This window comes from Mesorhizobium humile (assembly GCF_033977215.1).
Taxonomy (GTDB): domain Bacteria; phylum Pseudomonadota; class Alphaproteobacteria; order Rhizobiales; family Rhizobiaceae; genus Mesorhizobium; species Mesorhizobium humile.
In genome coordinates this window covers 1-25931 of the sequence record NZ_JAVIIV010000040.1, presented here as the reverse complement: position 1 = coordinate 25931, position 25931 = coordinate 1, and the positions used below count along the sequence as shown (strand labels likewise).

The 25931-nt window shown below is 64.7% G+C and carries 19 protein-coding genes; 10 read left to right on the top strand and 9 right to left on the bottom strand.

Translation table 11 applies throughout. From position 1 onward, the window contains the following. Positions 1–159: 159 nt before the first annotated feature. Entirely contained in the window at positions 160–441 is a 282-nt protein-coding gene (locus tag RFM52_RS31775; RefSeq protein ID WP_320298467.1) for a helix-turn-helix domain-containing protein, read from the top strand. 98 nt (positions 442–539) lie between these two features. Here the strand turns inward: RFM52_RS31775 and RFM52_RS31770 are convergent, their stop codons facing one another. The 4 genes from RFM52_RS31770 to RFM52_RS31755 form a co-directional block, all read right to left on the bottom strand. Then, positions 540–2195: a vWA domain-containing protein gene (locus tag RFM52_RS31770; RefSeq protein ID WP_320298466.1), complete on the bottom strand. Its 1656-nt coding sequence runs from the start codon at positions 2193–2195 to the stop codon at positions 540–542. 110 nt (positions 2196–2305) lie between these two features. Then, a complete protein-coding gene (locus tag RFM52_RS31765) occupies positions 2306–3304 on the bottom strand; it encodes a GlxA family transcriptional regulator (protein WP_042640922.1) in 999 nt (332 codons plus the stop codon). A 19-nt stretch (positions 3305–3323) separates the two neighbouring features. Beyond that, complete coding sequence (gene folD, locus RFM52_RS31760; RefSeq protein ID WP_320298465.1) at positions 3324–4223, bottom strand: bifunctional methylenetetrahydrofolate dehydrogenase/methenyltetrahydrofolate cyclohydrolase FolD; 900 nt, start codon at positions 4221–4223, stop codon at positions 3324–3326. Positions 4224–4442: 219 nt separating this feature from the next. Then, positions 4443–6959: a Wzz/FepE/Etk N-terminal domain-containing protein gene (locus RFM52_RS31755; protein WP_320298464.1), complete on the bottom strand. Its 2517-nt coding sequence runs from the start codon at positions 6957–6959 to the stop codon at positions 4443–4445. 201 nt (positions 6960–7160) lie between these two features. Between RFM52_RS31755 and RFM52_RS31750 the strand changes: the two genes are divergently transcribed. Beyond that, positions 7161–8456: a lipopolysaccharide biosynthesis protein gene (locus tag RFM52_RS31750; RefSeq protein ID WP_320298463.1), complete on the top strand. Its 1296-nt coding sequence runs from the start codon at positions 7161–7163 to the stop codon at positions 8454–8456. A gap of 3 nt (positions 8457–8459) precedes the next feature. Here RFM52_RS31750 and RFM52_RS31745 read toward each other — a convergent pair whose 3' ends face one another. From RFM52_RS31745 to RFM52_RS31735, 3 genes are read right to left on the bottom strand one after another with little or no spacing between them, the layout of a single operon-like run. Next, positions 8460–9386, bottom strand: coding sequence for a DUF6492 family protein (locus RFM52_RS31745; protein WP_320298462.1), 927 nt, complete (start codon positions 9384–9386; stop codon positions 8460–8462). Then, a complete protein-coding gene (locus tag RFM52_RS31740; RefSeq protein WP_320298461.1) occupies positions 9383–10177 on the bottom strand; it encodes a WecB/TagA/CpsF family glycosyltransferase in 795 nt (264 codons plus the stop codon). The genes RFM52_RS31745 and RFM52_RS31740 overlap by 4 nt, the downstream gene beginning before the upstream one ends. Continuing rightward, entirely contained in the window at positions 10174–11346 is a 1173-nt protein-coding gene (locus RFM52_RS31735) for a glycosyltransferase (RefSeq protein WP_320298460.1), read from the bottom strand. The genes RFM52_RS31740 and RFM52_RS31735 overlap by 4 nt, the downstream gene beginning before the upstream one ends. Before the next feature lie 169 nt (positions 11347–11515). Here RFM52_RS31735 and RFM52_RS31730 point away from each other — a divergent pair, with 169 nt between their 5' ends. Genes RFM52_RS31730 through proC form a run of 3 tightly spaced genes read left to right on the top strand, consistent with a single transcriptional unit; the run spans position 11516 to position 14687 of the window. After that, on the top strand, positions 11516–12514 hold the full coding sequence (locus RFM52_RS31730) for a glycosyltransferase family 2 protein (protein WP_320298459.1): 999 nt from the start codon (positions 11516–11518) through the stop codon (positions 12512–12514). Then, the gene (locus RFM52_RS31725; protein WP_320298458.1) at positions 12483–13811 is read left to right on the top strand and encodes an O-antigen ligase family protein; all 1329 of its coding nucleotides are present in this window, start codon (positions 12483–12485) and stop codon (positions 13809–13811) included. Before RFM52_RS31730 ends, RFM52_RS31725 begins: the two co-directional genes overlap by 32 nt. 60 nt (positions 13812–13871) lie before the next feature. Next, complete coding sequence (gene proC, locus RFM52_RS31720; RefSeq protein ID WP_320298457.1) at positions 13872–14687, top strand: pyrroline-5-carboxylate reductase; 816 nt, start codon at positions 13872–13874, stop codon at positions 14685–14687. On the opposite strand, the gene RFM52_RS31715 is transcribed toward proC, so the two are convergent. Further along, entirely contained in the window at positions 14668–16002 is a 1335-nt protein-coding gene (locus tag RFM52_RS31715; RefSeq protein WP_320298456.1) for an NAD(P)H-dependent oxidoreductase, read from the bottom strand. The genes proC and RFM52_RS31715 overlap by 20 nt on opposite strands. A gap of 496 nt (positions 16003–16498) precedes the next feature. Here RFM52_RS31715 and RFM52_RS31710 point away from each other — a divergent pair, with 496 nt between their 5' ends. From RFM52_RS31710 to RFM52_RS31695, 4 genes are read left to right on the top strand one after another with little or no spacing between them, the layout of a single operon-like run. Next, positions 16499–17947 (top strand): TolC family protein, encoded by a 1449-nt coding sequence (locus RFM52_RS31710; protein WP_320298455.1) that lies wholly within the window; start codon positions 16499–16501, stop codon positions 17945–17947. Positions 17948–17985: 38 nt separating this feature from the next. Further along, complete coding sequence (locus RFM52_RS31705; RefSeq protein ID WP_320298454.1) at positions 17986–20118, top strand: type I secretion system permease/ATPase; 2133 nt, start codon at positions 17986–17988, stop codon at positions 20116–20118. Between the two features lie 15 nt (positions 20119–20133). Continuing rightward, the gene (locus RFM52_RS31700; RefSeq protein WP_320298453.1) at positions 20134–21423 is read left to right on the top strand and encodes an HlyD family type I secretion periplasmic adaptor subunit; all 1290 of its coding nucleotides are present in this window, start codon (positions 20134–20136) and stop codon (positions 21421–21423) included. Further along, positions 21413–22057 (top strand): ribbon-helix-helix domain-containing protein, encoded by a 645-nt coding sequence (locus tag RFM52_RS31695; protein WP_320298452.1) that lies wholly within the window; start codon positions 21413–21415, stop codon positions 22055–22057. Before RFM52_RS31700 ends, RFM52_RS31695 begins: the two co-directional genes overlap by 11 nt. 12 nt (positions 22058–22069) lie before the next feature. Here the strand turns inward: RFM52_RS31695 and RFM52_RS31690 are convergent, their stop codons facing one another. Continuing rightward, the gene (locus RFM52_RS31690; protein WP_320298451.1) at positions 22070–23026 is read right to left on the bottom strand and encodes a transglutaminase-like cysteine peptidase; all 957 of its coding nucleotides are present in this window, start codon (positions 23024–23026) and stop codon (positions 22070–22072) included. 323 nt (positions 23027–23349) lie between these two features. Here RFM52_RS31690 and RFM52_RS31685 point away from each other — a divergent pair. Continuing rightward, positions 23350–25931: beta strand repeat-containing protein (locus tag RFM52_RS31685; RefSeq protein ID WP_320327896.1), on the top strand; the 2582-nt coding region annotated here is incomplete at its 3' end.

Here is a 25931-nt window from a genome sequence, read left to right as displayed (position 1 = left end):
CAAGTCACGGCATGGATCCTCGGGTCTGCGCGCGTCGCTTCGCTCCTTGCTCCGCCCGTGGATGACGACCGATAGGCGTCTCGACCAATCGCCAAGGCATGGGATCCGCCAACGCACACTACCCAACCGGTCAAAACTTCTCTGTTAAGGTCTAGGCCAGTGAGCAACGAAACTTTTGCAAGTGTGTGGGACGCCATCGAAGACACTCCCGCCGAAACAGAGAACATGAAGCTCCGCTCCACGCTCATGATGGCGCTGGAGAAGCACATTCGAGCAAAGGGCTGGACGCAGGCCGAAGCCGCGCACCGGCTTGGCGTGACGCAACCGCGCGTATCCGACCTCCTGCGCGGGAAGATCAACTTGTTCGCCCTCGACACCCTCGTCAATATGGCCGTCGCGGCCGGGCTTCATGTTGAGATGCGCGTCTCGGACGCTGCCTGATCGGCGGAGCCAAGTTCACTGCGTTGCCGAGATGGCATTCCGCGACCATTCGCAGAATGCCCGGGCAGCCCGACCGGAAGGCAGGTAGGCTGCGGTTGCTACTGAACGGTAAGCTCGTTGCGCTCGCCGGCCTTGACCGTGAAGGGCGTTTCCTTGTCGGCCTTGTCGGTGGTGAAGTTGGTCACGAGCACGTAGTCGCCCGCGGCAAGCGTGGTCTGCATCTTCTCGCCATAGGCGTAGGTCACCTCTTTGCGCTCGCCCTGGATGTTCTTCTTGGCCTCAAAGATCTTGAAGCCGTCCGCGCCTGGCGCGTCGACCGCCAGGACACCGGCATTCAGCGTCACGTTGACATCGGTCATCTGCCCGACCGTCACGCTGAAAGGCTGCTCGGTGGACACGGCCTGCACGTCGACGCCCATCACATAGTCGCCGGGCGGCAGGTCGAACTGGCTGTCGGGACCATAGGCGTAGGTCACCTGGTCGCGGGTGCCGTCGAGCTTCTTGGCGGCCTTATATACTTTCCAACCGACATCCGTTCCGGCCTTTTCACCGCCCTGGGTGTAGAAGGCGTTGGCCTTGGCCTTGCCGACGCCGATGATCATATCCTTGTCGACGACCTGGCCGGCGGCAAGCTGCAGCGTCTCGCTCGCCTCGCCGGCTCCCAGCTTCGCGGTGAGCTTGGTCTCGCCGGCCGGGACAACGAACTTGATCTCGCCATAGTTGGCGTCCGACGTGCCGCCGGGATAGGCGATGATGATCTGCGCGTTGCGGTCGACCTCGGCGCCGGGCGCCGGCCGCGCGTGGATGAAGAGCTCGGCGGCGTTCAGGTTCAGCGCCACCTCCGTTGCCTTTTCGGCCGTCAGCGAGACCTTCTGCTCGGCTCTGGCGCCGCCACTGGTGGCGACGACGATGTAGTTGCCGGCCGCAAGGTGGAACTTGACCGTGTTATAGCCATAGTCGACGTTCTTGCCGCCGGCTCCCTGGGCATCGTCCTTGAAGATTTCATAATAGACGTCGGACTTCGGCACCTCCCCGCCCTCCTTCAGGAAGGCCTGCGGGGTGAGATTGTAGTCGACCTCGGCTGCTTTCGGCGCGGGCTCGGGCGCTGGCGCGGGGGCCGGAGCAGGCGCCGGCGCCGCGACGGTTTCCACCAGGGCGTCCTGCAGCGCCTTCTCGTCGGAGGCCTGGATGTATTTGCCGCCGGTGTTTTCGGCGAGGCAGGCGATCTGCTTGCCTTCGTCGGCGGTCAGGCCGAAGCCGACGACATCGGCGGTGAAGTCGACGCCGGAAGCCTTGAGTTCCTTGCCGAGCGCGCAAGGATCGCCGCCGCAAGTTTCGAGGCCATCGGTGATCAGCACCACCGTTGCCTTGTCCTCGGTATATTTCAGCGCCTCGGCGGCCTGCTTGACGGCGGCCGTCAGCGGCGTCTTGCCCAAAAATTTCATGCTGTCGGCGGCGGCTGAGATCGCGCTGGCCGAACCCGCCTGCGGCGGCACGATCAGCTCGATGTCGTCGCAGCTGCCCTTGGTGCGATGGCCGTAGGCCATGAAGCCGATCTCGTCGTCGGCCGGAACCGACTGCAGCACCGTCCGCAGCGATTCACGCGCGATCTCCAGTTTCGGCTTGCCGTCGATCTGGGCCCACATCGAACCCGAAGCGTCCAGAATGATGATGACCTTGTTGGCGGCAAAGCCGAAACTGGTCATCGACAAAAAGATGGCCGCCGCAGCGACGCTCCGCATCAGTCCCGCCATGAATGTCTCCTGATTGATCCCTCGTCCGCGCCGGGAAAGCTATTTGACGCGGCGTCAGGATACAAGCCTGCAGGGCGCCCCTGCTCGGTACTCGCTTGCGGGCCTGAATATCAGTAGGTTGTGCGTCGCTCTTCCGATGGCGGGCGGCCGAACTGCAGCCGATAGCTCTGCGCGAAGTAGGAATGCGAGGTGAAGCCGGTGGCGATCGCCACGTCGAGGATCGGCATATTGGTCTGGCGCAGCAATTCGCGCGCCCGTTCGAGCCGGAGCCGCATATAGTAGCGGCCCGGCGTCACGCTGAGGTGGCGCAGGAAGAGGCGCTCGACCTGGCGCACCGACAGGCCCGCCGACTTGGCGAGTTGCACCGCCGACAGCGGCTCATCGAGATGGTCGGCCATCAATTCTACGATGCGCCTGAGCTTCTCCGACTTGCCGGTGAGGTCACGCTCCGGCCCGACGCGCTGGCGGTCGCCGGCCGAGCGGATGCGCTCGTGCTGGAACTGGTTGGCGACGCCATTGGCGAGGTTGGAGCCGAAATCGCCGCGCACGATCTCGAGCATCAGGTCGATCGAGGTGGTGCCGCCGGCGCAGGTGTAGCGCTTGCGGTCGATCTCGAAGACGTTGCCGGTGCAGTTGATGTCGGGAAAGCGCTCCATGAAGCCGGCGCGGTTCTCCCAATGGATCGTGCAGCGATAGCCGTCGAGCTGTCCGGCCTCCGCCAAGAGATAGGAACCGACCGACAAGGCGCCCAGCGCGTTGCCGCGCCGGCCCCAGCTGCGCAGCGCCGCCAGCACCTTGCTCTTGCCCGGAAACTCGGTGGTGAGCCCGACCGAGACGAACAGGATGTCGACCGGCGGCATGTCGGCGACCGAATAGTCGATCTTCAGCGGCAGGCCGTTCGAGGCCATGACCGCGTCGCCGTCGGCCGAGATCGTCGTCCAGCCGTAGAAATCGCGGCCGAGCAGGCGGTTGGCCGAGCGGAAGCAGTCGATGGCCGCCGCCAGCGAGAACATCGAGAATTTGTCGACCAAGAGGAAGCCGAACTGACGGCCGCCCTGAACGGGATCGTTCGTGATCGGCCGTTCGACGGGAACAGTCAGGTTCGGCAATGCCAAGGCTTTCTCAAAATCAGAAGGACGGCCGCTTCAACCCGGCCGCGAGGTAGGCGGAAGCTACAGTGTTCGCCATCAGCATGGCAATGGTCATCGGCCCGACGCCGCCGGGGACCGGCGTGATGGCTCCGGCATTCTTGGCCGCTTCGGCATAGGCGACGTCGCCGACCAGGCGGCTCTTGCCTTCGCCCTTTTCGGGCGCGGGGATACGGTTGATGCCGACGTCGATGACGGTCGCGCCGGGCTTCACCCAATCGCCCTTGACCATTTCCGGGCGGCCGACAGCGGCGACCAGGATATCGGCGGTGCGGGCCAGCGCCGGCAGGTCTTTGGTGCGGCTGTGGGCAATGGTGACCGTGCAGTTGGCGGCGAGCAGCAGGTTAGCCATCGGCTTGCCGACGATGTTGGAACGGCCGACGACGACGGCGTTGAGGCCGGAAAGGTCCTTGCCGCGCATCCGCTCGATCAACAGCATCGAGCCCGCCGGCGTGCAAGGCACGAAGGCCGTCTCGAGCTCGCCCGTGCCGAGCTTGCCGACATTGATGAAGTGGAAGCCGTCGACATCCTTTTCCGGGGCGATCGTCTGAATGACCTTGCCGGCATCGATATGGCCGGGAAGCGGCAGTTGCACCAGGATGCCGTGGATCGACTTATCGGCGTTGAGATCGCCGATGATCTTCAGCAATTGCTCTTCGGTGGTGTCGGCCGGCAGCGTATGCTGGAGCGAGTGGAAACCGCATTCCTTGGCGGTGCGCGATTTCGAGGCGACATAGACCTGGCTTGCCGGGTCTTCACCGACAATCACCACCGCAAGGCCAGGCTTGGTGGCTCCCTTTGCCGATAGCTCCGCGGTCAGAGCCTTGACCTTCGAAACCACGTCCGCGGCGACACTCTTTCCATCAATCACTTCGGCCATCACCAACCCTCAGCTTCGCTTCGAGGCCCGCATCGATGCATGGCCTCATTCCTCGATCGGCATTGTCGATCCACCAAAGCGGGACGCTTGCGGCCGAAATGCAGCGCGGCATTTTCACGAAAATTCGACAGGGCAATCCCGTCAAAACGTCGTCGGATGCCGTAAACCCGAAACCGGCCGCTTTTATCCAACCGCGAGTGGCTTAGAAATACGGGCGCCTTAGAAATAGCGGCGGCGCGTGCGGCTTTCGGTCAGTTCGCGCACCGCCTCGCGGAATTCGCGCAGGCTGGCGCGGATATCGTCGATCTCACCCTGTTGGTCGGTGGGGGGCTGGTCGGTGGGGGGCTGGCCGGCGGAGAGCTGGCCGGCCTCGCCGGCGGCAGGCGAGCGCGGATGATGTTGTGCCGCCAACGCCGAATGATGATCCTCGTAGGGATCGGTCCGGCCATGGTCCGGCCGGTACGAATAGGAATAGCCCTGCTCGTATGGCGGCTGGAAGTTCTCCCGCGCCGATGTCTGAGCCCGGGGATAGCGTTCTTCCAGGGTAGGTGCGCGCCAGGCGCTTTCGGGCGGAACAGTGTCCATATCCACCGTCTCGGCCGGCTCGCGCCGCACGAAATAGCGAACCGCCGAGGCAAGCGAGCCGAAAAGCCCGGGGCGGCCGGCATCGTTGGCGGGTTCCGGCGGTGGCGTGACGGGTTGGACCGGGGCCGGCGCAGCCGCCAACACAGGCGGTGGGACCGGAGCAGGCGACGGTGTGAAGGACGCAACTGCCGGGGGTGTGTGAGATGCGGCTGGGGGTGGTGTGAATGACCTGGCCGGAGGCGGCGTGAAAGATGGAGCCGGTGGCGGAGCGACAGGCGGGACCGGCGGCGGTGTTACCAGCGGCGGCGGCGGGGGCGGAGCGGCGCGGTTGGAAGTGTTCTCCACCAACGGAACACGCTCATCGACGCTGCGGCGCGAGCGGCGATCGGCCGTCTCGCGCAGGCTGGCAAGGATGCCGCGCAGCCCGCCGAGGCCGATGCCGGCAAACAGGCCGGCGAACAGGCCGGCCAGCGCCATCACCGCGCGCGACGGCCCCTTGGCCTGCAGCGGCGCATAGGCATCCGAAATGACGCTGATGTTGGCGGTGTTGATGTCCTTCTGCTCGCCGGTTTCCTTGGCGCGCAGCAGGAACTGCTCGTAGACGGAACGCTTGGCGGCGGCTTCGCGCTCCAGCTCGCGCAGCGAGACCAGGTTGTTGTTGACGTCGCCGCTCTGCACCTTGGCCTGCGCCAGGCGCGAGGACAGGTCCTGCTCGAGCTGGACGGAGCGCTTCAGGTCGACTTGCAGGGAGGACGCGATGCGCTGCAGCTCGGCGCTGATGCGCTCGCGCGCCCCGGCGAGCTGGGCGTTGAGCGCCTCGATCTCCGGATGGCGCGGGCCGAGCTTGACCTCGGCGCGATCGGCTTCCTGCTTCAGCGCCGCATATTGCGAGCGCAGCTCGTTCATCATGTTGGAGTTGATTTCCTCGGGCAAGGTGCCGCTGAGGACCGAATTGACGTTCAGCGAGCGCGCCGAAGCGGCGCGGGCGTTGAGTTCGAGCGTGCGGGCGCGGGCGACCGAGAGCTGCTCGTTGAGCTTCAGCATCTGGTCGTCGCTGATCAGGTGGCCCTGCGCGTCGACGAGGTCGTGCGTCGCCCGATAGTCCTCGACGTTGCGCTCGGCCGTCTCGACGCCCTTGCGCAATTCGTCGAGCCTGCCGGTGAGCTCGTCGTTGGCGCGGCCCGCCGTGCTGGACTGGATGTCACTGGAGATCTGCTTGAAGGCCTTGACCATGGTGTTGGCGATCAGGGCTGATTTCTCGGCGTTCTGCGTTGTGGCGCTGACCGAGACCACGAAGGTCTTGCCGCCGCGCTCGACGTCAAGGCTGTCCGCCAGGTTGCCGACCGCCAGCGCGCGCTTGCGCGCTTCGTCGGCGGAGCTCGCATCCTGCCGCGACAGGATCGAGCGGAGCGTCGACATCAGGCCGAAGCCGCCCTTGCCCTGGCCGTTGAATTCAGGATCGTTGGTGAGGTTGAGGTCGGTGACGACCTTGTTGAGAACAGTGCCCGAAGTCAGGATGCGGACCTGGTTCTCGACGATGGCGAGCGTCGCATCCGAGGCGACCACGTTCTGCGTCAGGTCGCGATCGGTGAGCTTGAGGTCGCGCGGGTCGACAATGACGTCGGTGGTGGCCTCGTATTTCTTCGGCGTCGACAACGCGATGGCGACGCCAAGCGCGGCGCCCAGGATGGTCGTCGACAGGATCAGCGCCTTGGATCGTGTGATGCCGTAAACGACCTGCATCGGGTCGATCAGCGGTTTCCACTCCTCGGAAACGTCGCGGGCAGGCGGCCAGCTTGCACGGCGCGGTTCGGGAGCGGCCTGTGGCTTACTGGCTTCGGCAGGGGCCTCGTAGCCCTGCCCGAATGAAGCGGGCTGGTTTCCTGCAGCCCAGCCGTCCTCGGTTTCGGCCGGACCCGAATCCGATTGCGGCTGATCGTGGCCAGATGCGTGGGTATCGACGGGGCGCGGATTGAACTTCCCTTCGCGTTCGGAACGCGCGGCGCGATGGCGGGCGGCTGCGTCCTCGCGCCAGGAGGAATTAGCCCGGTCGCCGATCGAAACCGTGTTGCCGTCGCCACGCATGGCCTGGCCGAGCGCCAGCAGCGAACGCTCGCGCCTCCAGTCATCACGGTTATCCCTGTCGACCATTGTCCTGGAACTTGCTCTCTGGCGGCTTGGGCGCGGCGGATCGGCCAATCGTTAAGCCACGCTAAACAGGCATAGGAAACAAACGGTTAATTTTGCGGCTCCGCGGATACGGTTTTTCGCCTTGTTCATGGCATTTCAGCGCCGCCGGGACGGGCGCCAGAACGCCGCGTTAAACTTTCCAGCCTATGTATCGCCCCCGACATGACCCAGGCCAGCGACATGCCGCAAAGGCGGAGCTTCGCGCGGATCGGCCACTTCGTGGCCAGCCGCCGCAAACTGGTGCTCGACTATTTCTCGGCGATCAGCGGCGCCGGCGGCCGGCTGGTGTTCTCGCTCGCCTATTTCATCGCTTTGGCCAACACGCTTTCGATCGCCGAGTTCGGCATGTTCGCGACCGCTTCGGCCGCCGGCATCATGCTGTCGCGCATCCTGGCCTTCGGATTCATTTCGGCGCTCTACCGCACCGCCACGATCCGCCCTAACCTGATCGGCACGTTCACCGCCGGTTTCCTGCTTCTCGGCGCCTTGTCGCTGCCGTTCCTCGCCGCCGCGTCCTACGTCGTCTACCTGATCTTCTTTGCCGGCACCGTGCCGTTGCCGGCCTTCGCCGCGGTCGTCTTCGCCGAGGCGCTTCTGTGGCGGCCGGTCGAGGTGGCGCTGATCGTCAACAACGGGCTCGGCAAGTTCGGGCGGGCGGCCGTGCTGGCCATCCTGGCCACGGCGATCAGGGCAGTCGGCGCGATCCTGTTCATGCTTGGCGCGCAGCACGGCATCGGCGTCTGGTCGCTGTTCTATATCGGCGCCAACGCCGCCTCGCTCATCGTCGCCTTCGTCTTCTTCTATCCGCGCCAGCGGCTGAGGTTGCGCGCCGAACTCTATTTCCGGCGGCTTCTCGATTCCGTCTATGTCGCCGGCTCCGAGGTGCTGTTCTATCTGCAGATGGAGTTCGACAAGCTTCTGGTGCTGTCGATCGGCGGACCGCATCTTGCCGGCATCTACGCCATCATCATGCGGCTGGTCGATCTCACCGCGATCCCGATCCGCACCTTCTCGATGATGCTGGTGCAGCGCATGATGCGGGCGCCGGAGCTTTTGTCGCGGCTGGCGGTGAAGAGCGGCATCGAAGGCGGGGTGTTCCTGGTCTCGACGCTGGCGCTCGTGTCGCTCGGCATCGTGCTGCACTTCTTCCCGAATGCGCTCGGCAAGAATGTCGCCGAGGCAGCGCCGCTGGTGGCGCTGGCGGTCTGCATACCCGGCCTGCGCAACCTCGTCGAATACCAGGCCGAGCTGCTCTTCGCGCGCGGCCAGACGGCGGTGCGGGCGATCAATCTCGGCCTGCTCGCGGGATTGAAGGCTGTTCTGCTCACCTATGTGCTGACGACCATCCCCGACACGGCCAATCTGGTCCTGTCGCTCAACATCGTCTTCCTGCTGCTCTATCTCGCCTCGATGCTGCTGACCTACTCGGCCATGCGCCGACCGGCCAAGGCGATCTGAGCCTTACGCGGCAAGCCCGATCAGGCGGCGGATGCGGCCGATATCTGTGCCGATGAAGGACTGCATGCCGATCGCCACCTGTTCCGGCGCCATGGTGTCGACGAAGCGGCGGAACTCGTCATTCGACAGCGGCTTGCCGTTCCAGTGGACGCGGCAGAACTCCTCCGAACCATGGAAATGGCCGGCGCCTTCAAGCACGTCGTCGACATAGCGGCCATAGATCATGCATTCGGAGAACTGGCGCGCCGAGCCGACGACGCCGACCCAGTCGCGGCCGTGCACCGTCTCGATGCGCTCACACATCGCGTTGACCGTCTCGCGGCGCCAGGCGATCAGCGTCGAGATGTAGTCGTGGCCCGATCGATCGGCGGGATCGATGCCAAGTGCCGTGCCAGCATTGCGCGACCAGATGCGATGCTCATCATGGCCATCGTTCGACAGCGCGCCGTCGCGCCGGAACAGCCGCGCCTTGCCGTCGCGCCAGAAGGCGCCGGTGTCGAACGGTTTCAGGAAGGCGACGTCGGAATCGCAGAAGACGAGCACGTCTTCCTTCGCCTGCCCGGCAATGGCGATGCGGCGCAGCTGCTGCACATGCCATCCGCGCAGCGGCTGCGTTTTCAGGCTCAGCCAGACGCGGCGGCGGAAACCGCTCAGCGGATCGTCAATGACGCGCAGCCAGCGCGGCAACAGGTCCCGCTCGTCGATGACGCTGCGGCGGCTGCCTTCCAGTTGGCGAAACAACGCGACGTCGCGATGCTCGGTGAGGATGTAATGATGCGCCATGCCGGTGACGTGGTGGTCGATGGTTTCGCACAGAAGCCGGCAGCGTTCGAAATCGGGCGCGTAGCTCGCCGTGACGATCGCGGCCGAAGGCACGCGCGGCAACGGTTCGACCGCGGCGGAGGTATCCGGCACGAAGCGGCTGTTCACCGGCGCGCCTCCGCCGGCGGCGGCCAGAGCGACAGCTTCTGCCTGACGACGCGCCACAGGAACAGCGGATTGCCGACAATGTAGCGGCGCCACAGGCGGCCGGGCTCGATCCACAGGCGGAACAGCCATTCGAGCCGCAGCCGGCGCAGCCACAGCGGCGCGCGCGGCACCGAGCCGCTCATGAAATCGAGCAGCGCGCCGACGGCGACCGGCAGCGAGCAATGGCGGCTGTCGATGTGGCGCTCGATCCACAATTCCTGGCGCGGAACGCCCATCGCGACGAGGAGCACGTCCGGCCGCAGCCTGGCGATGCGCTCGAGGATAGCCGGTTCCTCGGCGGCGGAGAAGAAGCCGTCATGGATGACGACGAATTTGTGCTGCACGGCGAGCGTCGAAAGCTTCGCGGACGCGGCTTCGGCATTGGCGCGCGTCGTGCCGAGCAGCGCCACCGTCAGCGGGTGCGACGACGCCTGCAGGAAGGCCGGAATGAAATCGGTGCCGTTGAGGTTGCTGGGGAAAGGCGCGCCGTAAAGCAGCTTTGCCGCCATGTCGACGCCGACGCCGTCGGGGAGGATGAGGAAGTTTTCCAACGCCTCGGCAAAGACCGGGTCGGTGCAGGCGAGGTTGGCATTGTGGGCGTTGAGGAAGCTCACCTTGGTGAAGCGACGCTCGTCGATCAGCCTGGTGAGCAAGGCGATGGCCTCGTCCCAGCGTATGGCAAGAACCGGAATGCCCAAAATGGTCTTGAGCGCGTCGAAGCCGAAGGCCGCGCGCGCAGTGTGCATGTTCATGCGGCGACCTCCTGCCTGACAGCGCCGAGCCTCTCCAGGCCAAGCCCGATCGCGGCGTCGAGCGCCTTGAGCTGGCGGCGATGGAAGGCGCTGCCATCCATGTCGTGGACGTTTGCCGCTGCCGCCTGGAGGGCGGCCGCGAAAGCGATCGGATCGTCGGTCACCACGCAATTGTCGGGACGATAGCCGATGCCGCGCAGCGAGCGGCTGGTGGCGACGGACGGCAGGCCGAGCTCGAAGGTCTCGATGGTCTTCAGCTGCACGCCGCTGCCGGCGGTGCTGATCAAGGGAATGACGGCGGCCCCGCGCACGAAGGCCTGCGCGTCGGGAACCCTGCCGGCAAAGGAAACGCCGGGATGCGGCGAGCTGATGCCCGAAGGCATGTTGCCCGCGATCCTGATGCGGAAACCCGGCTTCAGATGCGGCACGACCTTGCTCAGGAACCAGTCGAGCCCGATGCGGTTCGGCTGCCAGGTCCAGGTGCCGATCAGCGCGGCGTCGCAATCGATATGGCGCTTCGCCTTGCCAGCAGGCGCCTGCGTACGGGTCACCAGTGGCAGCACCGCCGAGCGTCTGTCGGAGGCGACACCAAGTGCCGCGCGGTCTTCCTCGGCCAGCGTGAAGACAAAGCGCGCGGCGCCGCAGAGGCGCTCTTCCATAACCTTGAGGAGTCTTGCCTCGCGGCGGAACATCCAGCGCTGAAGCGCGCTGCCGGCCGCGGCGGCATTCTCCTCGGCTGAGCGATGCTCGACATTGTGGGCGACGAAGACGAATGGACGGTCGGCGAGCACCTTTTCGAAAGCGCCGGCGAACTGCACCGAATTCAGGACATAGCCATCGAAGGGACCGGCGCGCTCGATGGCAGCGCGCAGCTCGGCGTCGGGAACGACGCGCAGCTTGACGGAGGAGAAGGTAAGGCCGGAGACAACCGCCTTGCCCAGCCAGGCAAGCTTTTGCAGCGGCGAAGCGCTTTCGGTGCGGACCTCGACGGCGTCGAGCACGATAGTGTTTTGCGGATCGGACGGGGCCTTGCCCGGCCAGATGAAGCCGATCACCGTCACGCGCGCGCCGGCCCGCCGCAGCGCGTCGATGATCGCGGCGTTGGCAATCTCGTAGCCCGAGGCGAGAGCGCCATCGGGCACGATCGATGTGGCGAACAGCAGATGCATTTCACCTATCCTTGGCTGCAGCCGGTAGCAAAACGCGGTGAAGCCTTGATTAAATGGCACTGTCAAAGGCCTAAGACCCGAGTTTTCCGACAGGCGGACGAGAAGGTGATTAACGAAGCGTTATCACCGCGATGCTATCGAGGGTTCAAACCCACGCCGCTGGAAACGGATGATCCCTTTGCCGTCCGACGCTTCTGTATCGATCGCGGGGCGGTCGCCGGGGCTTGCCGCCGAGACCGTCGAGGCGGTCGTGACGCTGCCGACCTTCAAGCGGCCGAAGCAGGTGCTGGAAACCCTGGCTTCGCTCAAGGCGCAGCGGACCGACCGGAGGTTCGCCGTCATCGTCATGGAAAACGAAGCCGAGGCGCGCGAGGGCGCGGACGCGGTGCTGCCGCTGTTCGAAAGCGGCGAGATGCCTGGCATTGTGATCATCGCGCATGAGCGCGGCAATTGCAGCGCCTACAATGCCGGTTGGCAGACCGCGATCCTGCAGTTTCCCAACTTCAAGCACCTTCTGGTCATCGACGATGACGAGATCGCCGAGCCGGACTGGCTGGAGCGCATGTGCAAGGCCGCCGAGACCCTTGGCGCCGACATTGTCGGCGGCCCGCAAGTGCCGGTCTTTGCCGATCCGAGCCACGCCAGATGGGCCGAACACCCGGTCTTTGCGCCGCCCTATCGTGAAACGGGCCGCGTGCCGGCGCTTTATTCGTCCGGCAACCTTTTGGTCGGACCCAACGTGCTCAAGGCCATGGGACCGCCCTTCCTCGATCTCAGGTTCAATTTCATGGGTGGCGGCGATTCCGACTTCCTCAGCCGTTCCGCGCAGAAAGGCTTCGTGCTCGGCTGGTGCGCCGAGGCAAAGGTCAACGAGACGGTGCCGGCCAGGCGCGTCGAGGCCGACTGGATCCGCGCCCGATCCTTGCGCAACGGCGTGATCTCGACGCTTGTCGAAAAGAAGAGGCGGGCCGGCACGCCGTTTGCCGGCCTGAAAGTTCTCCTGAAGAGCCTGGCGCTGCTTGCGGCCTCGCCGTTGCGCGGCGCCGTCCGGCTGGCGCGCACCGGCTCGCTGACGACAGGTCTCTACCCGGTCTATGTCGCGCTCGGGCGCGTGCTCGCCGAATTCGGATATGCCAATGAGCAGTACCGACAGCCTGAGAAGAATTGAGCGCGCACCGCTCAGCGCCGCCTTCACCAGGCAAGGTGTGGCGACGGCTATCGCCGCGCTCTTGTTCACCGTCATCATCGTCTCGTTCCGGCCCTTCCAGCCGGCTGGCGCGGAACTGACCGGCGACGGCGGCGACATCGTCAACCAGCTCGGCTTCGGCTCGCTCGGCGCCGTCTCGATCTTCGCGCTGCTCGCCTTCGCCGATCCGCGCGTGCTGCGCTCGCTGGTCAGCCCCTCCTGGGCGCTGATGCTGGGCTTCTTCTTCCTGTCGGTGGTGCTCGCCACCGATCCGCCTGCGGCGATGCGCGCCGCCTCCTTCACCATGATCGGCATCATCACCATGGCGACGATCCTGGTGCTGCCGCGCGACGCCGAGTCCCTCGCCAGGGTGGTCATCTTCACCGCCGTCGTGGTGATCGGCCTTTCCTATATCGGCCTCATCGTCTTCCCGCATGAGGCGTTGCACACGGCCGACTCGCAGGAGCCGGAGCATGCCGGCCTGTGGCGCGGCGTCTTCACGCACAAGAACATCGCCGGTCCGGTGATGGCCTGCTTCAGCTTCGCCGGGCTCTATCTGTTCCGGCGCGGCCAGCGCTGGTGGGGCGCAGCCATCTTCTGCGCGGCGATGATCTTCATGCTGCACACCGGCTCCAAGACGACCGCCGGGCTCGTCCCGTTCTCGATCATGATCGTCGTTCTGCCGAGCCTCATCGGCATGCGGCTCGGCACACCGATCCTGTTCGCGCTGGCGATCATCGCCACGGCCGTCGGCACGCTCGGCATCGTCTTCATCGCGCCGGTGAAGCATCTGGCGGCGATCTATTTCCCGAACCTGACTTATACGGGACGTAAGACGCTTTGGGAGTTCGCGGGCGAGATGCTGGCGAAGAGGCCATGGACCGGCTACGGCTACGAAAGCTTCTGGGGGACGCCGCTGCTGCTCAACCAGGACCAGCCCTTCGACCGGCCCTGGGATATCCGCACCATCGTGCATGGCCATGACGGCTATCTCGACATCGCCGTGCTGATGGGCATCCCGGCGCTCTGCGTCGCCGTCTACACCTTCCTGATCGCCCCGTTGCGCGACTACATGCGCATCCCGGCGTGCAAGGAAAACATTTTCCTCGGCGACTTCTTCATGATGGTGGTGTTGTTCACGGCGCTGAACGGTTTCCTGGAAAGCTTCTTCTTCCACCGCGGCGATCCCGTCTGGCTGTTCTTCGTGCTCGGCGTGCTGGGCTTGAGACAGGTCTCGCTGCGGCCGATCCCGGTTCGCCCTTCAAACCAGGTGGTTTGACGACTGCCCTTTTCCGTTGCGGCGCAACCGTCTAAGGAGAGCCTTCTTACGGAGGTTTCCATGACGATCAGGCTCGTTCTCGCCGGTTGCGGCAATATGGGTTACGCCATGCTTTCGGGCTGGCTGAAATCCGCGAAGCTCGAGCCGCAGGCGGTGTTCGTGGTCGAGCCCAACGCGGAACTGCGCCAGCGCGCCGAACATCTCGGCTGCCGCGCCGCCGCCGAGGCCACGGCTATTCCGGCCGACGCCGTGCCCGATCTCGTTGTCATCGCGGTGAAGCCGCAGGTGATCCGCGAAGTGACGGCGCACTACAAGCGCTTCGGCGACGGCAGGACCAGCTTTCTGTCCATCGCCGCCGGCACGCCGGTCGCCACCTTCGAGGACGTCCTGGGCGAGCTCGCGCCGGTCATCCGCTGCATGCCGAACACGCCGGCGGCGATCGGCAAGGGCATGATGGTGGTGTTCTCCAATCCGTTGGTCTCCGACGACGTCCGCCGTTTCGTCGTCGAACTGCTTTCGGCAAGCGGCGTGGTGACGACGATCGACGACGAGGGCCTCATGGACGCCGTGACGGCCGTCTCCGGCTCGGGCCCGGCCTATATCTTCCACTTCATCGAGGCGCTGACGATCGCGGCCGAGAAGGCCGGCCTCCCCGCCGAAACCGCCAAGCTGCTTGCCATGCAGACCGTGTTCGGCGCCGCCTCGCTCGCCGCGGAGGCAGACGAGGAGCCGGGCGTGCTGCGCCAACAGGTGACCAGCCCCAACGGCACAACCGCCGCCGCGCTTGCCGTGCTGATGGGCGGCGACCGCCTGACGAAGCTGGTTACGGAAGCAGTTGAAGCTGCGCGCCTCAGATCTATAGAGCTGGGGAAGTGACCCTCGCCCCGTAGAGCATGTCGTCCTGCAGCCGGCGCAAGGCGTAGAGTTTCGTCGTCCGGTCCGGCGCGGCATTGTCCTGCGTCAACAGCTCGCCCTTCCTGACCGGCTTCAGCACCTTGCCGCCTTCCAGCAATCCGACCGGTAGGGCGCGGCTCGTCCGTGCGTCGGCAATCGTCATGGTCCAGGAACGGTAACAGGTCTCGCCGATGGCATCGAAGGTCTCCCCGGCGGCAAGGTCGCGCTTGGCGACCGCGCAGACTTCCGCCACCGGCTGCGGCAGGGGCACCATGTCTGGCTTGCCGTGGAGCATGATGCGGGCGGCGGTGAGCGGCACCTCCAGCGAGGTCAGGTGATAGGGCCGGAACAGGCCGTAGTAAGGGCCCTTGCCGACATGCAGATCATCCATGCGCTCGACGACACGCGGGTGCATCGCCTCGACGATGACGAAGACGCCGGGCGCCACGCCCTTGCCGATCGTGTAGTCGACGACGCCTTTCCTCGACAGGAGGCCGCCATCCTCTTTGGGGATCAGCACCTTGGCCAGCTGATCGCGATCGGCCTTGGGCCCGTGCATGCCTGGAACATCCGGGACCAGGCCGGTGGCGTTGGCGATGGCACACATCTCGACCATGGTTTTCGAGCCGTCGACGAACTCTACCAGCATGCGCGGGTTCATGTTGCGGCGCGCCGCCTCTTCCCGATAATCGTCCGGAACGGCGTCATGGTTGAGTGGATTGTTCTTGCCCTTGCCCGCCGCGACGATGCTCAGCCCGAGCGCCGAGGCGAACTCGATCAGTTCCATGCAGCTTGAGGGTTCGTCGCCCGCGCCGACCGAATAGACGACGCCCAGCCGGTCGGCCTGCTGCTTCAGGTAGCAACCGATGGTCACGTCGGCCTCGACATTCATCATCACCAGATGCTTGCCATGTTCCATGGCCATCAGGTCGAAATCGGCGGCGACGCCAGGTTTGCCCGTGGCATCGATGACGACGTCGATCAGCGGGTTGGTGACCAGCATTTCGTTCGAGGTGATGGCGATCCTGCCGCCCTCGATCGCCCGGGTGACCCCGGAGGCGGTTTCAGCCTCGACGGCCATCGCCTCGTCGCCATAGGCGATGCGGATCGCCTCGCGGGCGGTGTGCGGGCGCCGCGTGGAAATGGCCGCAATCGAAATGCCCGGCATCAGCATGCCCTGCGTCACCAGATCGGTACCCATCTCGCCGGAGCCGATGACGCCGATGCGGACCGGCCTGCCCTCGGCGGCGCGTCGGGCAAGGTCTCGGGCTAGCCCGGTCAGGGCGACATTGGTCATGCAAGAAGGTCCATGGCTTTTGCCTCCGGCCCGCAATACAGGGAACGATCCCGGTTTGCCAACCAAACCGACGGACATGGCGATTTCTTGCGCATGCTTTGTAAAGCCGCAGCAGATTTTCCCCAGAAACCCGCAAAATTCCGACTTGGGCCGCAAACAGCCAAGTTTCTGAAGAACTAATGCTGTGGAGCCTGCGCGCGACGACCGCACGATTCGCCATTTGTTTCCAGACCATTAACCATTGCAACCCGTCTTAAAAGCGACTGCGGCTCGGTCCGGACCGAAAAGCCCCGGCCCGCCGCACCGGCTTCTGTGCCATTTTTGCTACAGGTTTTGGCCCTAATGCCCGGAAACGTACTTTTGGAAGGTGTCTAATCCATTATATGCCCACAACCTCGAAAAATCTGATAGATACTGGCCGAAAGCTCTGGTGGCAGGCTTGGGCAAATAAGCGCCAATAAAAAAACAATGGCGCGGGGATAGTCACGGGGTAGAAATGATCAGGACGGGTAAAATTACCGTCGGCTGGCGGGTTGCGCTCGCCATTACGGTATCGATGCTGGCTTGTGGTAGCGCCAGCGCACTCACACTCAAAGAAGCCGTTGCCGTCGCAGTGGAATCCAATCCGGAGATTGGACAGGCGATCGAGAACCGCGAAGCGATCGAATTCGAGCTGCGCCAGGCGAAAGGCCTTTATCTTCCTAGCGTCGATCTGGAAGCATCGACCGGCGTTCGCCGCCTGGATAATGATACAAGGCGCGCGCTCGACGAGGATCACAAAGCCCTCTATCCGAACGAGGCCGATCTCACTGTCTCGCAGACGCTTTATGACAGCGGCGCAAGGCGGGCGGAACTCAACCGCCAGGCCTCGCGCGTCGATGGCGCTTCCTTCCGGGTTCTGGAACGGTCCGAGTTCATCGGGCTCGCGGTCGTCCAGGACTATTTGGAATACATGCTGCAGGCTTCGATCGTGGCCGAGGCCAAGAAGAACCTTGGCTTCCATCAGTCCATCCTCAGCGACATCAAGCAAGGCATCGCGGGCGGCGCGCTCAACGACGCCGACCGGCAGCAGGCCGAAGAACGCCTTTACGCCGCCAAGGCGCGGATGCAGGAAGCGACCGAGGAACTCGAGGCAGCCAAGATCCGCTTCTTCAAGAATGTCGGCAAGCCGCTGACCAACGCGTCGCGGCCGGCCGATGTCGCAGCCGCCCTGCCGCGGTCGCTGGACGATGCGATCGGGCTCGCCAGGCAGAACAATCCGCGCGTCCATATGGCCAACAGCGATATCGACGCGGCCGCTTCGCTGGTCGATGCGGCGCGGGCGAAATACGGCCCGACGGTCACCGCCGAGGGCGTCGCCCGGGGTGGATATAACATCGATGGCGCCGATGGCGACACCAGCGACCTGCAGGCCCGGGTGGTGCTGCGCTGGAACCTCTATCGCGGCGGTATCGACAAGGCCAACGAGCAGGAACAGATTCGCCGCACCAGCGAGCAGCGGCTTGCGCTGCACCAGGTGCTGCGCGAGATCGAGGAAGCCGTCCGCACTTCATGGGACCGCCGCTTCCGCCAGGCCGAGCTCGCAAAGACGCTGCGGCAGCAGGCAGCCACCAATGAAAAGCTGGTCGCCTCCTATCGCGAGCAGTTCAAGGTCGGGCAACGCTCGCTGCTCGACGTGCTCGACGCCCAGAACACGCGCTTCAACACCGCGACACTGGCCGACACATCGTCCTATGCATCGCTGTTTGCCGAATACCGGCTGCTGGCCGCGACCGGGGAATTGCTGAAGACGCTCAACATCCAGCCGGCCAAGCAGTCCGCGGCCTACGCCCGTGAGGAATTCGGTGTGCCGGCCACGGCCGATACCGAGACCTATGCGCGGACGCCGTCGGAACAGAAGAACGATCTGCCGTTCGACATCCTCGCGCCGGTCAGGAAAAAGTAGCCGATGTAGCATCGATCTTCGGTCCCTCGGGGCGGATCGTGAACCAGCAACCCAACATCCTATCGCCCAAGGAGGCCTTCAAAGCCTGCTTCTGCGCTGTCGCGGCCTATCTCGGCAGGCCGAGCGCGGAAACCGTGCTGTTCGCCGGCGTGCCGATTTCGGAGACCCGCATCGAGCCGGACGAAATCCGCCATCTGGCCGAGCGGATCGGCCTGGAGGTCCAGGATTTCAGCCATCGCGATTTCCTGCGCGGCCGCTTCGATCTTCCGGCCATCGTCTTCCGCGTCAGCCAGTTGCCGGTCGCTCTCCTGGCGCAGATGGAGGGCGGGCAATATCTGACGGCGCCGCAGGAAGACGGCCGCACCACGATCGCCAGGTCGGAACTCGCCGAAAGCTATATCAGCGGCGGCACATCCTTCTCGATCACCTATGCCAACCAGGCCGAAGAGATGACGGTCGGCACAGCGGCGCGGATTGAACGGCGCCACTGGCTGACCGGCACGATGGGGGCGTTCTGGCGCACCTACTCCAAGGTGGTGCTGTCGGCGGTGTTCATCAATCTTCTGGCGATCGCCTCGCCGATCTTCACCATGAATGTCTACGACCGGATCCTGCCCAACAAGGCGATCTCGACGCTTTGGGTGCTGGCGCTCGGCATCGGCGCGGCGATCCTGTTCGACCTGCTTCTGAAGACGGCCAGGGCCTCGCTGATCGACTATGCCGGCCGCAAGGCGGATCTGCGGATTTCCTATCTGCTGTTCGAGAAAGTGCTGAACTCCTCGCTTTCGGCACGGCCCGGATCGACGGGCGAATATGCAAACCGCGTCACGCAATACGAGTTCGTGCGCGAGTTCTTCACCTCGAACACGATCAGCGTCTTCATCGATACGATCTTCGTCTTCGTCTTCCTGGCTGTCATCTACGCCATCGGCGGCTGGCTGGTGATCATACCGGCGCTGGCCTTCGTCATCTCCGTCATTGTCGGGCTGATCACGCAGCGGCGGATCGGCAAGCGGGTTGCCGCCTCGATGAACGAGGCGTCGCAGCGCCAGGCCCTGCTGGTCGAATCCATTTCGACGCTGGAGACGATCAAGTCGCTGCGCGCCGAAGCCTATCTCCTGCGCAAATGGGGCGAGCACTCGAAGAACGCGGCCAACACGTCGGAAAAGATCAAGGAGCTCTCGGCGGCGGCGGGCAACATCACCGGCGCCATCCAGCAATTCGTGACGGTCGCCCTGGTGGTGGCCGGCGCCTATGCGTTCTCGGAAGGCCAGGTCTCGACAGGCGCCATCATCGGCACCGTCATGCTTGCCGGCCGGGCCGTGGCGCCGCTCGGCCAGATCGCCATCACGCTTGCACGGTTCCGCCAGGCCATGCTGTCGCTCAGGATCATCAACACGATCATGTCGCAGCCGGAGGACCGCCCTGACACTGTCGGTTTCGTCAACCGGCCGATCCGCAGCGGCGCGCTGGTGTTCAGGAATGTCGGCTTCGCCTATCCGGGCACGGAAAACGAGGTTCTGAGCGGGCTCAACATCGCGGTCAGGCCCGGCGAGCGGGTCGGCATCATCGGCCGCATCGGCTCCGGCAAGACCACGATGGGCCGGCTGATCGGCCGGCTGTTCCTGCCGACGTCGGGGGAGCTGCTGCTCGACGGCATCGACATCCGGCAATACCATCCCTCGGAGGTCCGCGCCGCGGTCGGCATCGTCGCGCAGGCCGGCGACCTGTTTTCGGGAACCATCAAGGAGAACCTCCTGATGGCGGCTCCGGAAGCGACCGACGAGGAGATCATCGATGCGGCGAAGGCCGCCGGCGTCGACGACTTCGTCTCGCGGCATCCGCGCGGCTACGACATGAATGTCGGCGAGCGGGGCACCAATCTCTCGGGCGGGCAAAGGCAGGCGGTGGCAATCGCGCGGCTGCTTTTGACCAAACCGAAGATCGTCTTCCTGGACGAGCCGTCGGGTTCGATGGATCTCGCTTCCGAACGGCAGTTGATCAAGCAGCTCAAGGTGGCGTTCGACCACAGCACGACGCTGATCGTGTCGACCCATCGCTACAGCATGCTGGAACTTGCCGACCGCCTCATCGTCATCGACCAGGGCCGCGTCGTCGCCGACGGGCCGAAGGAACAAGTCATCCAGGCATTGCAGAAGGCAAATGCCTGAGCGGAACGTATAGACATGCTTGCAAGGGAAGATCGGCCACCTCTATTCGCCTCGGCCTCCGTCTACATCGTCGGGGCGCTGTTCGTGTGCTTCACGGCCTGGGCGTCCTTCGCCGAAGTCGACGAGATCGCGCGCGGCGACGGCAAGGTGATACCCGCATCGAAGACGCAGGTCATCCAGGCCAGCGAAGCCGGCGTGGTGCAGGAAATCGCCGTCCAGATCGGCCAGACCGTCAAGAAGAACGACCTCATCATCCGTCTCGACAACTCGGGCAATACGTCGAGCCTTGGCGAAGAGAAGGCCAAGGCGCGGGCGTTGCAGGCGCGTATCGCCAGGCTGCAGTTCGAGCAGAGCGGCAATGTGGAAGGGGCGTTCCCCTGCCCCGCGGACATCCAGAAGGTCGCGCCGGAAATCTGCGACAACGAGCAAAAGCTGCTCGTCGCGCGCCGCGACAATTTCGAGGTCAAGCTGTCGGTTCTCAAATCGCGCCTCGACCAACGCGAGAAGGAGCTGGACGAGGCCACCGCCAATGCCGACCGCCTGTCCAAGAGCCTTGCCGTCATCGACCAGGAAGCGGCGCTGGTCGAACCCATGGTCAAGAAAGGCCTGATGGCCAAGACCGAACAGCTCCGCGTCGAGCGGGAACAGACCGACCTTCATGGGCAGTTGGCCCTGGCCGGCGAAACCATCAAGAAGACCAAGTCGGCTATCACCGAGGCGCAGCTTCAGGTGAACGAATTGGGCCTGCAATTGCAGCAGGAAGCGTTGAGCGACCTGACGCAGGCGCTGGCCGATCTTTCCGTGGTCGACGAAACCATCCGCGGCGCCACGGACAAGGTCGCGCGCACCGACATCCGCTCGCCGGTCGACGGCATCGTCAACACGCTCGACGTCAATACGCTCGGCTCTTTCGTCCAGCCGGGCGCGGTCGTGGCCGGCATCGTGCCGACCTCCGAGACGCTTTTGGTCGAAGCCCGGGTTTCGCCGCGCGACGTCGCCTTCATCCAGCCGAACCAGGAGGCGCTGATCAAGGTCACGGCCTATGATTTCTCGATCTTCGGCGGCATCGAGGGCAAGGTCTCCAACATCACCGCCGACAGTCTTGTCGACCAGAAGACGGGCGAGCCCTACTACCAGGTGCGGGTCGCCACCGAGAAGTCGACGCTGACAAGGAACGGCAAGACCTATTCGATCATTCCCGGCATGATCTGCTCGGTCGACATCAAGACCGGACACAAGACGATCCTCAACTATCTTTTGAAGCCCATCAACAAGGCGCGTCAGGAGGCGATGAGTGAACGATAGCGCCGTCCACCACCCGGAGACCTCGCGCGAGCGGCTGCTGCCGGCGCTCGCGGCCGAGGATTTCGGCCCGGAATTCCGCGTCGTGGCGCGCGGTGGCGTGCGTCGCGGCATCCGGCTGGAGCGCGCCTTCTGGGCATCGCTGAAGCACCTGGCCGAAAGTCGCAAATGCACGATCGGCATGCTGGTCGAGGAGATCGCCGAACACCATCCCGACCAGGGCAACCTCACCTCGGCGATCCGCGTCGCCTGCATGCGCGGCCTCGCCGAGGAAAGCATGGAACTGCGCAAGCTCGCTTCGATCCGCACGATCAACGCGATCCTGGTCGCCTGCCCCTCGCCCGCCTTCGCGCTGTCTTCGTCGAAGAAGATCCTGGCCTTCAACACGCCCTTCCAGCAACTGGTCAGGCGTCAGTTGCCGAGCGCGCCCGGCGAGGATGGGCGCCAGGACCTGAAGCTGGCGCTCGACCTCAACGTTCCCGACATCTTCGCCCGCCTCGACGCCAATGGCGAAACGCCGGTCACCAGCGGCTTCGTCATCGGCGCCGGCGAGCGCCGCTATCGCGGCCAGCTCAGCGCCGTGCGCGCGCCCGTCACCGAGCCGGAACTGCTGATGGCCTTCGTCTTCAACGGGTAGAGTCGGCCGAGGCTACTGCCTGAGATTTGAAGCCACCGATGGTTCCGGCGAGCCTTCGCCAGGTGCGACCGTCGCGAAGCCGCCGGCGATGTCGGCGATCTGGGCGCCGGATTTCGACCCGTGGATCCAGGCTCGATCGGTGCTGAAGGAATAGAGCGGAACATAATCGGGCAGTTCGCTGTCGCGCAGGACGGCGTTGCCGAGGCTGTCGAGGATGAAGGCGCCGCTTCCCGTGCTGACCGACAGGACGGCGTGGAAGAACTTGCGGCGGCGATCCTGGAGCACCACGAGCGACATGCTCTGTGCCGGGATCCCGGCCCGGAGCAGGGCCGCCATCTTGAGTATGGCGAAATCCTCGCAGTCGCCGGCGCGATGTTCGAGGATTTCCGAAGGCTTCGCCCAATAGTCGAGCTTGCCGTAGACGACGCTGTCCTTGCGATAGGCGATCAGGCGGTTGATGCTTGAGTTGACGAAGGACAGCTTCTCGCGAAAGCCCTTGTCGGCGGCAATCTTGATGATCTCGGCGAAAGCGGGGCTCTCGCGGTCGCAGACGCTGCCGGCGGTGCAATCGACGACGGCCCTGTAGACGGGAGCCCAGCGCGCGGCGACCGGGAGGTTGCGCATCGACAAAGCGACCGAGCCGAAGACGCCGGGAATGATCGCGGCGGTCTGGATCGGGTCGATGCCGGGATCGGCCTTGGCGCTCGAAAGCGCTTCGGCCGCGTCAGCAGCTGCCGGCGCGTAGCCTGCCGAAACATTCGCGATCCGATATGCTGCGGCCGGCTGCCAAGGCATCGGCCGGGCCAGCGAAACGCCGCCGAGGCTCGCCGGCGCAAGCACCGTTTGCAGGACCGGACCCGGCCCCGAATTCGCGCTGGCCCACGATGGATTCGCCAGCCCAACAAGGCCGACCGCCAGCAAGAAAACCTTGATCCCCGTTATCTCCGGGGCAGCTTTTTGTATTTTCATAACGCCCACCTTTGACTGTGGACGCTACCAATCTTGTCTCAAATTATCGGAAAGGAAGGTGGGTAAGTTTCCGCGAATCACGCTATTCTGTTTTGCATCAAATTTTATTCAAATTTATACTTTCATTTACCAAGCCAATGCCGCGCGGCGCAGCCGACCCGGCATTCCTTAAGATCATACATAGCCAGATATATCATCACGATTTACCAAGTGTAAAAAATGCGATTCTCTACATATCCGAATATATGAAATAGATTGAAGGTCTGTTGCAAAGTCCGGGCCTGACATGTCTCTTTCCGGGAAATGCCGGAGGGGCTTTAGCTATGACGAACAATATCGAATTCGACGCCGTTTCAAATTCCTGGGACGAGCACACCAGCGCTGGTGAAAATCATATCTCGACGGGTGTCCAGGTCGCGCAGGCGACCACCGGCCAGGCGGCAAGCGAACCGGTGCCGGTCGATGTCGGCAGCGGCGCGCCGGCGCAGGGCGCGGCCAATGCGCCGGCGGCGAACCAGCCGGCGGCCGATGCGAACGCCCCTGCCAACGCTCCGGCTTCGAATGCCGCCCAAGGAAACGCGCCAGCCGCAAATGCGCCGGCGGCGAATGCCGCGGCTGCGAACGTTCCGCATGAATATCACGCCGATGCCGGCAATGTCGTGAAGCTGCCCGCCAATGTCTCGATCGACAACATCAAGGTCGACGGACACAATCTGGTGCTGGTGCAGCCCGACGGCTCCGAGATCGTCATCAAGGACGGCGCGCTGAACGTGCCGACCTTCATCCTCGGCGATGTCGAGGTGCCGCGCGTGGCGCTGATCGCCGCGCTCGAGGCAAGCCATGTCGATGTCGCCTTCGGCGCCGACGGCTCGATCTCGGCTGGCGGCAATGGCTCGCCGGGCAGCGCGGGCGGAAATTTCGAACATCCCGCCGGCGGCATCGGCGACGGCTTCGGCCTCTCCGCCCTGCTGCCGCCCACGGACCTGGCGTTCGGCCAGCCGGAGAATAGGGAGCTGTTCCCGGGGCTCGTCGACAGGGGCGTTTCCGTCGTGGCGATGTCGCTGCTCAGCCCGACCGAGGCGGCCAGCGAAACCGGCTTGAACGGCGGGCCGCAACAGTCGCCCGGCAGCGACGCGCCGAGCAACGCGGAAACGTCGAGCAATGGAACGATCACCATCGACGCGCCGGACGGCATCGGATCGATCGTTATCAACGGCGTTGCCGTCACTACCGTCGGACAGCAGATCCAGGGCCAGTTCGGCTATATCACGATCGTCTCGCTGAACACGAGCACCGGGGTCGTCGAATACAATTATACCGTCACCGAATCGGTCACGCATCCCATACATACGGACGGGTACGACCAGAACGACACGGTTCCGGACAATTTCAGCATCACCGTCACGGATTCCGACGGCGACACGGCCAGCACCACATTTGCCGTCGCCATCATCGACGACGTGCCGACGGCGGTCGCCGACGTCGACAGCGTAGCGGCCGGCCAGCTCGGCCCGGCTACCGGCAACGTGCTGCTTGGCGGCACCGATGCGGGCGACACCAACACGACGGACGGTGTCGCCGACGTCCAGGGGGCCGACGGCGCGAAGGTGGTTGGCGTTGCCAAGGGCACGACCAATGCCGATCTGGATGACACGAGCACACTCGATGTGCAGGTCCAGGGCGCCTACGGCAAGCTGACGCTCCACGCTGACGGCAGCTACACCTATGTGCGCGACGCCAACACGCCCGGCGGCGTCAACGATGTCTTCACCTATACGATCAAGGACGGCGACGGCGACACTTCGCACACCACGCTGACGATTTCGATCGGCAATTCGACGCCGGAGATCAGCGACCTCACGCCCGAGGTCAATGGCGGCGACGTCGTCGTCAATGAGGACGACCTCTTGGCCGGCCGAGGCTCCGGCGAATCAGCCGGTTCCGACACATCGAAGGAAAGCACCACCCAGGGCGGCACCTTCACCATCCATTCGCCCGACGGCATCGCCTCGCTGAACATCGGCGGACACGACTTCATCACCAATGGCCAGTTTACCGGCGGTTCCTTCACGACGGCGCTCGGCAACACGCTCACGGTGACGGCCTACAATGCCGCCACCGGCGAGGTGAGCTACACCTACACGCTGGTCGACAACGAGGCGCACGACCCGATTCAGGGCACCAACAGCCTGTTTGAGAATTTCGACGTCACGCTGACCGACATGGACGGCCAGAGTGCCAACAGCACGCTCTCCGTCAACATCGTCGACGATGCGCCGACGGCTTCGGCCGAGGCCTCGCAGAACGTCACCGAAGGCGCGACTGTGACTGGCACGCTGGACTTCGTCGCCGGCGCCGACGGCGCAACGGTGACGCACATCAACGGCACCGCGCTGGTCTTCGATCCCGTCACCCACTACTCGCAGGCGATCGACATCGGCGCCGGCACCATCCAGGTGAAGGCGGACGGCTCCTACTCGTTCACGGCCGATGCGTCGGTCGACAACAGCTCCGGTCCGGTTGCGGTCAGCGCCACCTACACGGTGACCGACGGCGACGGCGACGCGGCAACCGCCGGCATCGCCTTCGCGGTGACCGACGCCAACCACCCGAGCACAGGCACGGCCGCGGCCGCGGTCGACGATGACGGGCTTGCCGGTGGTAACGCCGCAAGCACCACCGGCGACGTTAACACCAATGCGGGCGAAGTTCCGCTCAGCGCCAGCGAGGCCGTCTACAACGGCACGCTCGGCGGCAGCGTCGGCGGCGACGGCGCCGGCTCAAACGGCTTCTCGTTTGCCGCCCTCAACGGCACCTCCGGCACCGTCGGCCAGGAGAGCGTCACCTACAGCTGGAATGCCGCCAACGACACGCTGACGGCAACCGGCCCGCGCGGCGCCCTGTT